Here is a 13,108-nt window from a genome sequence, read left to right on the forward strand (position 1 = left end):
GCGCGTGCGCCTATCCCTTGGTGGCCTCCCGCAGCGCCTGCGCCTCGCGCGCCTCCCGCTCGAGCAGCTCGGCGAAGCGCCGGACCAGCGGCGAGTCCTCATTCCGCCGGCGCACCAGCCACACCGCGGTAGTGGCGCCGGGATCGAGCAAGGTGCGGCAGACCACCCCGTCGATGCGCATGCGGCTGAACGAGGCCGGCAGCACGGTGACGCCCAGGCCGGTGGCCACCAGGCCGATCAGGGTCATGGCCTCGCTGGCCTCCTGGACGATGCGCGGTACGAAGCCGGCGGCTCGCGCCAGCTCGAGCAACTGGTCGTAGAGCCCGGTGCCGAAGCTGCGCGGGAAGAACACGAAGGGCTCCTCGCCCAACGCTGCCAGAGGCACCCCGTCGGCGCCGCCGGCCAGCGGATGGCCGACCGGCAGGACCACCACCAACGGCTCGGCGAACAGCTCCAGGGCCACCAGCTCCTCCGGCAGGGGCGCCAGCGGGCGCAGCACCCCGACCTGCAGCCGGCCCTCGTGGACCGCTTCGGCAACCCCGCGGCTGCTCAGCTCGCGCAGGTCCAGGTGCACCTCCGGACAGGCCTGGCGAAAAGCGCGGATCGCCCGTGGAATGGTCGAGGTGAAGGGCGCCGAGGACGTGAAGCCGACCTTCAGCTCGCCCAGCTCGCCGCACTGGGCGCGCCGGGCCACGGCGACCGCCTGCTCCAGCTGGGCCAGCACCTGGCGCGCCTCGGGCAGGAACAGCCGGCCGACCTCGCTGAGCGCCACCCGGCGGTTGGTGCGCTCGAACAGGCGCACGCCAAGCTCCTCTTCCAGTGCCTGGATCTGCTGGCTCAGGGGCGGCTGGGAAATGCCCAGCTGTTCGGCGGCACGGCCGAAGTGCAGCTCCTCGGCGACGGCGATGAAGTAGCGCAGGTGGCGGAGTTCCATGGCGGCCCCATTGATTCGCAAGACATATCAAACCAGTCGAACAATATATTGGAATCGAGAATATCGCCTCACCTATCCTGAGCGGCATCCCGCCGGACCGCCGGCCGGCCATCGCCCGCACCGAGGTCGAGATGAACACCCTTGCCGCCCAGCCCGTACCCGCCTGCAGCGCAGCCGCTCCCCTGATCGAAAAGGGCACGGCGCAATTCCGCCGCACCAACTGGGCGCTGTTCGCCGGCGGCTTCGCTACCTTCGCCCTGCTCTACTGCGTGCAGCCGATGCTGCCGGTGCTTTCCGCCGCCTTCGCCCTGAGTGCGGCGCAGAGCAGTCTGGCGCTGTCGATCTCGACCATCACCCTGGCCGTCGGCCTGCTGCTCACCGGCCCGCTGTCCGACGCCATCGGCCGCAAGCCGGTGATGGTCGCGGCGCTCTGCGCGGCGGCGCTGTTCACCCTGCTCGGTCCGCTGATGCCCGGCTGGCATGCCCTGCTCCTGATGCGCGCACTGGTCGGCCTGTCGCTCAGCGGCCTGGTGGCGGTGGCGATGTCCTACCTCAGCGAGGAGATCCACCCCCAGCATCTGGGCCTGGCCATGGGCCTGTACATCTCCGGCAACGCCTTGGGCGGGATGAGCGGCCGGCTGGTCAGCGGCGTGCTGCTGGACTTCTTCTCCTGGCAGGCGGCGCTGGCCGCCCTCGGCGCTCTGGCGCTGCTCGTGGCACTGGCGTTCTGGCGCCTGCTGCCGGATTCGCGGCATTTCCGCGCGACGCCGCTGAGCTTCGCCAACCTGGCCCACGGCCTGCGCCTGCACCTCTCCGACCGCGGCCTGCCCTGGCTGTTTCTCGAGGCCTTCCTGCTGATGGGCGGCTTCGTCACCCTGTTCAACTACATTGGCTACCGCCTGCTCGAGCCGCCCTACAACCTCAGCATGAGCCTGCTCGGCACGCTCTCGGTGGTCTACCTGTCGGGCACCTACAGCTCGACCCAGGCCGGACTGCTGGCCGACCGCCTGGGCCGCCACCGGGTGTTCTGGCCGGCGATCCTGCTGATGCTCGGCGGCGTGCTGCTGACCCTGTGCGCCCCGCTGGGGCTGATCCTGGCCGGCATGCTGCTGTTCGCCTTCGGCTTCTTCGCCGCCCACTCGCTGGCCAGCAGCTGGGTCGGCCGCCGCGCCCTGCAGGCCCGCGGCCAGGCCTCGTCGCTGTACCTGTTCAGCTACTACGTGGGTTCCAGCGTGGCCGGCACGGCGGGCGGCTACTTCTGGCAGCACGGCGGCTGGACGGGCGTCGGCCTGTTCATCGCCGCGCTGCTCAGCCTGGCCCTGGGGGTGGCCCTGCATCTGTCGCGCCTGCCGCCGAAGCAGCCCAGCGCCTGAGACAGGCCTTGCCCGGCAGCGCACAGCCGGGCTGGCCTGAGAGGGTGGAAAACGCGCGCAGCGCTTTTCCGTCTGGGGCACCGATGGCGGGAAAGGCCTGCGGCCGTTTCCCAGCCTACGGAAAGATGGCTCAGCGGTGATACTGCGCCGACAGCTCGTGCACCGCCTCGAAGAAGGCGCCGGCATGGGCCGGGTCGACCTCGGGGGTGATGCCATGGCCGAGGTTGAACACATGCCCCGTGCCTTCGCCGTAGCTGGCGAGAATGCGCGCCACCTCGGCGCGGATCGCCGCCGGGTTGGCATAGAGCACGCTCGGGTCCATGTTGCCCTGCAGGGCGACCCTGTCGCCGACGCGGGCGCGGGCGCTGCCGATGTCGCAGGTCCAGTCCAGGCCCAGCGCCTCGGCGCCGCTCTCGGCCATGGCCTCCAGCCACAGACCGCCGCCCTTGGTGAAGAGGATCACCGGCACGCGCCGGCCTTCGTGCTCGCGGAGCAGGCCGTCGATGATCCTTTTCATGTAGGCCAGGGAGAACTCCTGGTAAGCCGCCGACGACAGGCTGCCGCCCCAGGAGTCGAAGATCTGCACCGCCTGGGCGCCGGCCAGGATCTGTCCGTTGAGATAGCTGGTGACCGCCCGGGCCAGCTTGTCGAGCAGGAGGTGCATGGCCTGCGGGTTGTCGTAGAGCATCGCCTTGGACTTGCGGAAGTCCTTGCTGGAGCCACCCTCGACCATGTAGGTGGCCAGGGTCCAGGGGCTGCCGGAGAAGCCGATCAGCGGCACCCGGCCGTTCAGCTCGCGGCGGATGGTGCGCACCGCCTCCATCACGTAGCCGAGATCCTGCTCGGGATCGGGCACCGGCAGGGCCTCGATGTCCGCCAGGCTGGAGACCACCTTGCGAAAGCGCGGCCCCTCGCCGCTTTCGAAGTACAGGCCCTGGCCCATGGCGTCGGGAATCGTGAGGATGTCGGAGAAGAGGATCGCCGCATCCAGCTGCGGATAGCGGTCCAGGGGCTGCAGGGTCACCTCGCAGGCCAGCGCGGGGTTCATGCACAGACTCATGAAGTCGCCCGCCTTGGCCCGGGTCGCCCGGTATTCCGGCAGGTAGCGGCCGGCCTGGCGCATCATCCACACCGGGGTGACGTCGACGGGTTGCTTGAGCAGGGCGCGGAGGAAGCGGTCGTTCTTCAGGACAGTCATGGCAGGGTTCCAGCGAGAGAGTGCCGGGCATTTTCGCAAAGCCCAACGCAAAAGGCACGGCGGGTGCCGTGCCTTCTTGCTGCCCGATGCCTGCGGCGTGCCGCGGCCGTCTCAGAGGCCCAGGTAGTCGAGGATGCCCTCGGCCGCCTGGCGGCCTTCGTAGATCGCCGTGACCACCAGATCGGAGCCGCGCACCATGTCGCCGCCGGCGAAGACCTTCGGGTTGCTGGTCTGGTGCTTGAACCTGTTGTCCTGCGGCGCGATCACCCGGCCCTGGCTGTCGGTCTTGATCTGCAGCTCCTCGAACCACGGCGCCGGGCTCGGGCGGAAGCCGAAGGCGATCACCACGGCGTCGGCCGGGAGGATCTCCTCGGAACCGGGGATCGGTTCGGGGCTGCGCCGGCCGCGGGCATCCGGCTCGCCGAGACGGGTCTCGACCACCTTGACGCCTTCCACCTTGTCCTCGCCGACGATGGCGATGGGCTGGCGGTTGTAGAGGAACTTCACACCCTCTTCCTTGGCGTTCTTCACCTCGCGACGGGAACCCGGCATGTTCTCCTCGTCGCGGCGGTAGGCACAGGTCACGCTCTTGGCGCCCTGGCGGATCGAGGTGCGGTTGCAGTCCATGGCGGTGTCGCCGCCGCCCAGCACCACCACCTTCTTGCCCTTCATGTCGATGAAGTCTTCCGGGGACTTCTCGAAGCCGAGGTTGCGGTTGACGTTGGCGATCAGGAAGTCCAGCGCGTCGTGCACGCCCGGCAGGTCCTCGCCGGGGAAGCCGCCCTTCATGTAGGTGTAGGTGCCCATGCCCATGAACACGGCATCGAACTCGTCGAGCAGCTGCTGCATGGTCACGTCCTTGCCCACCTCGGTGTTCAGGCGGAACTCGACGCCCATGCCGGCGAACACCTCGCGGCGGCGGCTCAGCACGCTCTTCTCCAGCTTGAACTCGGGGATGCCGAAGGTCAGCAGGCCGCCGATTTCCGGGTTGCGGTCGAACACCACCGGAGTCACCCCGTTACGCACCAGAATGTCGGCGCAGCCGAGGCCGGCCGGACCGGCACCGACTATCGCGACACGCTTGCCGGTCGGGGTGACCTTGGACATGTCGGGACGCCAGCCCATGGCGAAGGCGGTGTCGGTGATGTACTTCTCCACCGAGCCGATGGTCACCGCACCGAAGCCGTCGTTCAGGGTGCAGGCGCCCTCGCAGAGGCGGTCCTGCGGGCAGACCCGGCCGCAGACTTCCGGCAGGGTGTTGGTCTGGTGCGACAGTTCGGCGGCGGCGAGGATGTTGCCCTCCGAAACCAGCTTCAGCCAGTTCGGGATGAAGTTGTGCACCGGGCACTTCCACTCGCAGTAGGGGTTCCCGCAACCGAGGCAGCGATGCGCCTGATCCTGGGCCTGCTGCGGCTTGAACAGGTCGTAGATCTCGACGAATTCCCGCTTGCGCTGACGCAGCAGCTTCTTCTTCGGATCCTTGCGCCCGACTTCGATGAACTGGAAGTCGTTGTTCAGACGTTCAGTCATTTCAAAACCTCTATACAGCGGCTGCGAGCCTCAAGCTGCAGCTGCAAGACACATCAGGATGAGCCGGCAAGCCTCGCGCCTTGCGCGAGGCTGCGGCCGAAGCTGCTTACTGCGGGTTGGCCCGGGTGCTGGAGAGCAGCGACTTCAGGCTCGCCGCCTTCGGCTTGACCAGCCAGAACATGCGCAGGTAGTCGTCCAGGTTCTCCAGCAGGTGGGCGCCCCACTGGCTGCCGGTCTCGGCCACGTACTCGGCCAGCACCTGCTGCAGGTGGCTGCGATGAGCCTCCATGGACTCCCCGCTGATCCGCTGCATTTCCACCAGTTCGTGGTTCACCCGGTCGACGAAGCCGTTGTCCAGGTCGAGCACATAGGCGAAGCCACCGGTCATGCCGGAACCGAAGTTGTAGCCGGTCCGACCCAGCACGCAGACGAAGCCGCCGGTCATGTATTCGCAGCAGTGGTCGCCGGTGCCTTCCACCACGGCATGGGCACCGGAGTTGCGCACGGCAAAACGCTCGCCGGCGGTACCGGCGGCGAACACCTTGCCGCCGGTGGCGCCGTACAGGCAGGTGTTGCCGAGGATGGCCGACTCCTGGCTCTTGAACACGCTGCCCTGGGGCGGGGTGATCACCAGCTTGCCGCCGGTCATGCCCTTGCCCACGTAGTCGTTGGCGTCGCCCTCCAGGTAGAGGTTCAGGCCGCCGGCGTTCCACACGCCGAAGCTCTGCCCCGCGGTGCCCTTGAAGCGGAAGGTGATCGGCGCCGCGACCATGCCCCGGTTGCCGTGGACCTTGGCGATCTCGCCGGAAACCCGGGCGCCGATGGAGCGGTCGCAGTTGCAGATGTCCAGCGCGAACTCGCCGCCGGCCCTGGCCTTGATCGCCGGCAGGGCCAGCTCGACCATCTTCTCGGCCAGCAGGCCCGGGTCGAACGGCGGGTTCTTCTCCACCTCGCAGAACTGCGGCTTGTCGGCCGGGATATGGTCGCTGCCGAGCAGCGGGGTCAGATCCAGGTTGCCCTGCTTGGCGGTCTCGCCCGGCAGCACTTCGAGCAGGTCGGTGCGGCCGATCAGCTCGCCGAGGCTGCGCACGCCGAGGCGGGCCAGCCACTCGCGGGTTTCTTCGGCAATGTAGGTGAAGAAGTTCACCACCATGTCCACGGTGCCGATGAAGTGCTCCTTGCGCAGCTTGTCGTTCTGGGTGGCCACGCCGGTGGCGCAGTTGTTCAGGTGGCAGATGCGCAGGTACTTGCAGCCCAGGGCGATCATCGGCGCGGTGCCGAAGCCGAAGCTCTCGGCGCCGAGGATGGCCGCCTTGATCACGTCGAGACCGGTCTTCAGGCCGCCATCGGTCTGCACCCGCACCTTGCCGCGCAGGTCGTTGCCGCGCAGGGTCTGGTGCGCCTCGGCCAGGCCCAGTTCCCAGGGGCTGCCGGCGTAGCGGATGGAGGTCAGCGGCGAGGCGCCGGTGCCGCCGTCGTAGCCGGAGATGGTGATCAGGTCGGCATAGGCCTTGGCCACACCGGCGGCGATGGTGCCGACGCCCGGCTCGGCCACCAGCTTCACCGAGACCAGCGCCTGCGGGTTGACCTGCTTGAGGTCGTAGATCAGCTGCGCCAGATCCTCGATGGAATAGATGTCATGGTGCGGCGGCGGCGAGATCAGGGTCACGCCGGGCACCGCATAGCGCAGGCGGGCGATCAGGCCGTTGACCTTGCCACCCGGTAGCTGGCCGCCCTCGCCGGGCTTGGCGCCCTGGGCCACCTTGATCTGCAGCACCTCGGCGTTGACCAGGTACTCGGGGGTCACGCCGAAACGGCCGGTGGCCACCTGCTTGATCTTCGAGCTCTTGGCGGTGCCGTAGCGCGCCGGGTCTTCACCACCCTCGCCGGAGTTGGAGCGCGCGCCCAGGCGGTTCATCGCCTCGGCCAAGGCCTCGTGAGCCTCCGGCGACAGCGCACCGAGGGAGATGCCGGCGGAATCGAAGCGCTTGAGAATCGCCTCCAGCGGCTCGACCTCGTCCAGCGCCAGCGGCTGGGCGGTCTCTCTGACCTTGAGCAGGTCGCGCAGCATCGACACCGGACGCTGGTCGACCAGCGCGCTGTACTCCTTGAACCTGGCGTAGTCGCCCTGCTGCACGGCAGCCTGCAGGGTGCTCACCACGTCCGGGTTGTAGGCGTGGTATTCGCCACCGTAGACGAACTTCAGCAGGCCGCCCTGCTGGATCGGCTTGCGCTTGCTCCAGGCCTCGGCGGCCAGCAGCTTTTGCTCGGCCTCCAGGTCGACGAAGCGCGCGCCCTTGATGCGCGAGGCGACGCCACGGAAGCTCAGCCCGACCACTTCGTCGGCCAGGCCGACCGCCTCGAACAGCTGGGCGCCGCGGTAGGAAGCCACGGTGGAAATGCCCATCTTCGAGAGGATCTTCAAGAGGCCCTTGGAGATACCCTTGCGGTAGTACTTGAACACATCGTCCATGTCGCCCAGCACTTCGCCGGTACGAATCAGGTCGGCCAGCACCTCGTAGGCGAGGAACGGATAGATCGCGGTGGCGCCGAAGCCCAGCAGCACGGCGAAGTGGTGCGGGTCGCGGGCGGTGGCGGTTTCCACCAGGATGTTGCAGTCGCAGCGCAGGCCCTTCTCGACCAGGCGGTGGTGCACCGCACCGACGGCGAAGGAGGCATGCGCCGGCAGCTTGCCGGGAGCGATGTGGCGGTCGGACAGCACCAGCAGCACCTTGCCGCCGCGCACCGCTTCCTCGGCCTGGTCGGCGATGTTGCGCACCGCGGCTTCGAGCCCCAGCGCCTCGTCGTAGTTGAGGTCGATGAAATGCCGCTCGAAGCCTTCGCGCTCGAGGCTCATGATGCTGCGCCACTTGGCCGGGGAGATCACCGGCGTGGTCAGGATCGCCCGGTTGGCGTGCTCGGCGGTTTCCTCGAAGACGTTGCGCTCGGCGCCCAGGCAGGTTTCCAGGGACATGACGATGGACTCGCGCAGCGGGTCGATCGGCGGGTTGGTGACCTGGGCGAACTGCTGGCGGAAATAGTCGTAGGTCGAGCGCACGCGCTTGGACAGCACGGCCATGGGGGTGTCGTCGCCCATCGAGCCGACCGCCTCCTGGCCCTGCTCGGCGAGCGGCCGCAGCACTTGGTCACGCTCCTCGAAGGTGACCTGGAACATCTTCATGTACTGCTTGAGCTGCTCGGCGTCGTAGGCCGAGGTGCCTTCGCTCTCGTCCAGGTTGGCCTGGATGCGCAGGGCGTTCTGGCGCAGCCACTTCTTGTAGGGGTGGCGCGACTTCAGGCGGTTGTCGATGTCGTCGGTATGCAGGATCTCGCCGGTTTCGGTGTCCACGGCGAGGATCTGCCCCGGGCCGACCCTGCCCTTGGCGATGACGTCCTCCGGCGCGTAGTTCCACACGCCGATTTCCGAGGCCAGGGTGATGTAGCCGTTTTGGGTGGTCACCCAGCGCGCCGGACGCAGGCCGTTGCGGTCGAGCAGGCAGACGGCGTAGCGACCGTCGGTCAGCACCACGCCGGCCGGGCCGTCCCAGGGCTCCATGTGCATGGAGTTGTATTCATAGAAGGCGCGCAGGTCGGCGTCCATGGTCTCGACGTTCTGCCAGGCCGGCGGAATGATCATGCGCAGGCCGCGGAACAGGTCCATGCCGCCGGTGACCAGCAGTTCGAGCATGTTGTCCATGCTCGAGGAGTCGGAGCCGGTCCGGTTGACCAGCGGCGCCAGGCCTTCCAGATCGGGCAGCAGCTCGTTGGTGAACTTCAGGCGGCGCGCCTGGGCCCAGTTGCGGTTGCCGGTGATGGTGTTGATCTCGCCGTTATGGGCAAGGAAGCGGAACGGCTGAGCCAGCGGCCAGCGCGGCAGGGTGTTGGTGGAGAAGCGCTGGTGGAACACACAGATCGCCGTGGCCAGGCGCTCATCGCCCAAGTCCGGATAGAAGCGCGCCAGATCGGCGGGCATCATCAGGCCCTTGTAGATGATGTCCTTGTGCGACAGGCTGCAGACGTAGAAGTCCGGGTCGTCCTTGAGGGCGACTTCGGCGCGACGGCGGGCAAAGAACAGCTTGATGGTGAATTCCTGGTCGGAAAGGCCATCGCCGGCGACGAACACCTGCTCGATGCGCGGCAGGCGCTCCAGGGCCAGCGGGCCGAGCACCGAGGTATCCACCGGCACCTCGCGCCAGCCCACCAAGGTCAGACCCTGTGCGGCGATTTCCTCGTTCACGCGCGCGCGCGCCGTTTCGGCTTGGCCGGCATCCTGGCTGAGGAAGATCATGCCGACCGCATACTGCCCGGGCAGCTCGGCGCCGAAGTGCTCCTGCGCCTTGGCGCGCAGGAAGGCGTCCGGCTTCTGCATCAGCAGGCCGCAACCGTCGCCGGTCTTGCCGTCGGCGTTGATGCCGCCGCGGTGGGTCATGCAGGTCAGCGCTTCAATGGCGGTTTGCAGCAGGTGATGACTCGCCTCGCCTTGCATGTGGGCAATCAGACCGAAGCCGCAGTTATCCTTGAATTCTTCAGGATGGTACAGACCTGCTTTCATAGACACTCTCACCGGGCAGATTCTTTGCTTTCAAACAGTGCCTGCCTGCGCGACCGAGATCAGCCTCGCCGCCGGGCAGACAAAAAGGGCGACCATTGTCGCACACCCGACTACACACCACAAACGTCCGAGTCGTTTTCTCGTAGCAGGGTGTCGCGATCTTGAAAGATAAATCGAACCTGTCGTGTTAGAGCGATATCAGCGCACGCCGGCCTCCTGCTGAATGCTGGCGAAGGTACGCGGCCAGGGCTTGCTCGACTGTACCGCCGCCGGCAGAGTCTTGATCGCCGCCTGCGCCTCGGCGCGACTGGCGAAACTGCCGTAGGTGACCACGAACAGCGGCTGCCCCTGATGCAGCTTGCGGAAATAGCGGTAACCTGCCCCCTGGGCACGCACGAAGGCCCTCGCACTGCTTTCCGAGCGCGTGCCCAGTACCTGCAGGGTGTAGCGCGAAGCAGCCTGAACGGCGGCAGCCGGCTGAGGCGCCGGTTTTGGCGCAACCTGAGAAGGCGGGGTCGCCGGGGCCGGCTTCGCGGCGACCGGCGCAGCAGAAGCGGCCGGAGCCGGGACTGGCGCGACGGGCTTCGCCACAACCCGAGGCGCAGGAGCAGGCTGTGCGGGGGGCGAGACCGGCTTCGCGACGGCGGCTGGCGACTGAACCGCAGGCTTGGGCTGGGGTGCCGGCGCCGACTGCACCACCGCAGGCGCCCTGAGCGCAGGCTTCGGCGCCGGCGCTGACGGCGCGACCGGAGCCTGCGTGCTCGGCGCAAGCGCGGCAGTGGTGGTGGCCGCCACGACCGCAGCCGGACCGGCAATCCCGACATCCGCGACGTCCGCCTCGCTCGCCGCCTGGGCCAGCGGCTCGCGCAGCACCGGCTGGATTTCGTCCGCCACGGACTGCGAGGGCACAACATCAGCCGGCTCGGCAGCCGGAGCGCTCGGCGCCTCCGCCAGCGACTGCTGCGCCACAACCGGCGCCTCGTCTTCCGCTCCACCGCGCACGAACCAGGCCGCAGCCACGGCCACGGCGACCACCGCCAGGGCCAACAGATGCTTCTTCGGCAGGATCAGGCCCGGCGAGTCGTCGTCCTCGGCGTATCCGGACTGCATCTCTTCATGCAGCAGCTCACGGGCGAGCCGGTTGACTTCTCCCGGCCAGCCACCGGACTCGTGGTGAATCGCCTCGATCTGCTCGTCGCTGAACACCCCGATATCGCTGCCCGCCCCCTCCAGACGCAGCGCCAGATATTCGCGCGTGTCATTCAGCGCATAGGGATTCAGCCGCAGCACATGGAAGCGCTCCTCGCCGTCAGCCAGAGACTGCAGGCGCGCCACCAGTTCCGGCTCGCCGAACAGGAACACGTGGGGCCGCCCCATGGCCGTGCCTGCAGCCAGGGCCAGCAGGGCATCGAGGGCGGCCGTTTCCAGCAACTCCGCATCGTCCACCAGAAGGTAGAGCTCCTGGCCCGTGGCAGCCAGTTGCTCGACCTGGCCCAGGATCGATTGCTCGTCCGCATGCCCCAGCCCCAGCCCAAGGGCGATCTGCCGCAGCAAACCATCGACCCGCGCCGAGGCCCGTGCGGAAACCACGACGCACAGCACCGACTGCTTGTTGCTGCTGGCCACCAGAGCCTGCCGCAAAAGCGTCTTGCCACTGCCCAGCGGCCCGCTGACCACCAGCAGCAAGCGACTGTAGCGGGCAAGGTGATGCAGTTGGCCAAGCACCTGCTTGCGCTGTGCCGGGAAGAACTTGAAACCCGGCGTTCGCGGCGCAAAGGGGTCGTGACTGAATTGGTAGTAGGTCAGGAGAGCTTCATCTGCATGCAAACTGGTCATGGCTTTCTCAGTGACTGGTCTGTTCCATCAGCATCCGGTAGTCGGTATCCAGGGTAGCCTGCAAGGCCTCACGCGGGAAATCTCCAGTTACCACCGCCTCGCCCAGGCGCTTGAGCAGCACCAGCCGCAGCTGGCCGCCCAGCACCTTCTTGTCGACGGCCATGTGCCTGAGGAAATCATCTGCGGTCATTTCCGCCGGCGGCTCCACGGGCAGCCCTGCCCGCTGCAGCAGGCGGATGCTGCGATCGCGTCCGGCCTCGTCGATCCAACCGAGGCGCCGGGACATCTCCAGAGCCATGACGGTGCCCGCAGCCACGGCCTCGCCATGCAGCCAGGAACCGTAGCCCATGTGGGTTTCGATGGCATGACCGAAGGTGTGTCCCAGGTTCAGGGTGGCACGCACTCCCGTTTCGCGCTCGTCGGCGCCGACCACCTGCGCCTTGGCCGCACAGGAGCGGGCAATGGCCTCAGTCAGGGCCGCCGCATCCAGCGCACGAAGCGCCTCCATGTGCGCCTCCAGCCAGCCCAGGAAGGGCTCGTCGCAGATCAGGCCGTACTTGATCACCTCGGCCAGCCCGGCAGACAACTCCCGCGCCGGCAGGGTAGCCAGGGTGGAGGTGTCGATCACCACGGCTTTCGGCTGATAGAAGGCGCCGATCATGTTCTTGCCCAGCGGGTGGTTGATGCCGGTCTTGCCCCCCACGGAGGAATCCACCTGGGACAGCAGGGTGGTCGGAATCTGGATGAAGTCGACCCCTCGCTGGTAGCAGGCGGCAGCAAATCCGGCCATGTCGCCGATGACCCCGCCGCCCAGGGCAATGAGGGTGGTACGCCGGTCGTGCCGCGCCTTGAGCAGGCCGTCGAAAATCTTCTGCAGGGTTTCCCAGTTTTTGAAGGCCTCGCCATCCGGCAGCACGATGGGGGTCAGATCGCAGCCGGACAGCACCCGCGCCAGCTTGTCCAGATAGAGTGGCGCGACGGTCTCGTTGGTGACTATCGCCACCTGGCGGCCGGCCAGGTGCGGAACGATGCATTCCGCCCGACCGAGCAGATCGGCTCCAATATAGATGGGATAGCTGCGCTCGCCGAGATCAACCTGTAACGTCTGCATGAAAGCCCCCGCTTTGGAAAGGGCGCTAGGATAGCGCAGTTGCGTGCGGCTTTACCGCGGCGGCAGTGTGTGCAGGCGATCGAGAATTTCTTCCACGACCATGCGCGGCGGACGCTCGTCGGTTTCCACCACCAGATCGGCAATCTCCCGGTACAAGGGGTCCCGGACGAGCATCAGATCGCTCAGCACGCGCCCCGGATCGGCGGAGCGCAGCAGCGGACGGTTGCGGTCGCGGGACGTGCGCTCCAGTTGCTGGGCAACCGAGGCATGCAGGTAGACGATTCGCCCGCCCGCGCGCAGGGCGACGCGATTCTCGGGGCGCAGCACGGCACCGCCGCCCGTGGCGAGCACGATGCCGTCATTGGCGCAAAGCTCTCCGATCATCGCCTGCTCGCGCTCGCGAAAGCCCGCCTCCCCTTCCACGTCGAAGATCCAGGGAATGTCGGCGCCGGTACGCTGCTCGATTTCCTTGTCGGAATCCTTGAACGTCAACCGCAATTCTTTGGCAAGCAAACGCCCGATGGTGCTCTTGCCCGAGCCCATCGGGCCCACGAGGATCACATTTCGCACTGAC

At 67.5% G+C, this 13,108-nt stretch carries 8 protein-coding genes; 1 reads left to right on the top strand and 7 read right to left on the bottom strand.

Annotated elements, in window-relative coordinates; all coding sequences use genetic code 11:
* Positions 1-10: 10 nt before the first annotated feature.
* Positions 11-934: a LysR family transcriptional regulator gene (locus EV691_RS10870; protein WP_131296757.1), complete on the bottom strand. Its 924-nt coding sequence runs from the start codon at positions 932-934 to the stop codon at positions 11-13.
* A 131-nt stretch (positions 935-1,065) separates the two neighbouring features.
* Here EV691_RS10870 and EV691_RS10875 point away from each other — a divergent pair, with 131 nt between their 5' ends.
* Positions 1,066-2,307, top strand: a complete 1,242-nt coding sequence (locus tag EV691_RS10875) for an MFS transporter (RefSeq protein ID WP_131296755.1) — start codon at positions 1,066-1,068, stop codon at positions 2,305-2,307.
* Between the two features lie 130 nt (positions 2,308-2,437).
* Here EV691_RS10875 and hemE read toward each other — a convergent pair whose 3' ends face one another.
* From hemE to aroK, 6 genes are all read right to left on the bottom strand, one after another.
* Positions 2,438-3,505 (bottom strand): uroporphyrinogen decarboxylase, encoded by a 1,068-nt coding sequence (hemE, locus tag EV691_RS10880; RefSeq protein WP_089167139.1) that lies wholly within the window; start codon positions 3,503-3,505, stop codon positions 2,438-2,440.
* 111 nt (positions 3,506-3,616) lie between these two features.
* Positions 3,617-5,035 (bottom strand): FAD-dependent oxidoreductase, encoded by a 1,419-nt coding sequence (locus EV691_RS10885; protein ID WP_131296753.1) that lies wholly within the window; start codon positions 5,033-5,035, stop codon positions 3,617-3,619.
* 106 nt (positions 5,036-5,141) lie between these two features.
* Entirely contained in the window at positions 5,142-9,587 is a 4,446-nt protein-coding gene (gltB, locus tag EV691_RS10890; RefSeq protein ID WP_131296750.1) for a glutamate synthase large subunit, read from the bottom strand.
* A gap of 198 nt (positions 9,588-9,785) precedes the next feature.
* On the bottom strand, positions 9,786-11,423 hold the full coding sequence (locus tag EV691_RS10895) for an AAA family ATPase (protein WP_131296747.1): 1,638 nt from the start codon (positions 11,421-11,423) through the stop codon (positions 9,786-9,788).
* Between the two features lie 7 nt (positions 11,424-11,430).
* Positions 11,431-12,534, bottom strand: coding sequence for a 3-dehydroquinate synthase (aroB, locus tag EV691_RS10900; RefSeq protein ID WP_131296745.1), 1,104 nt, complete (start codon positions 12,532-12,534; stop codon positions 11,431-11,433).
* A gap of 51 nt (positions 12,535-12,585) precedes the next feature.
* Complete coding sequence (aroK, locus tag EV691_RS10905) at positions 12,586-13,104, bottom strand: shikimate kinase AroK (RefSeq protein WP_131296743.1); 519 nt, start codon at positions 13,102-13,104, stop codon at positions 12,586-12,588.
* Between the last annotated feature and the right edge of the window lie 4 nt (positions 13,105-13,108).

Source organism: Azotobacter chroococcum (assembly GCF_004339665.1).
Taxonomy (GTDB): Bacteria; Pseudomonadota; Gammaproteobacteria; order Pseudomonadales; family Pseudomonadaceae; genus Azotobacter; species Azotobacter chroococcum.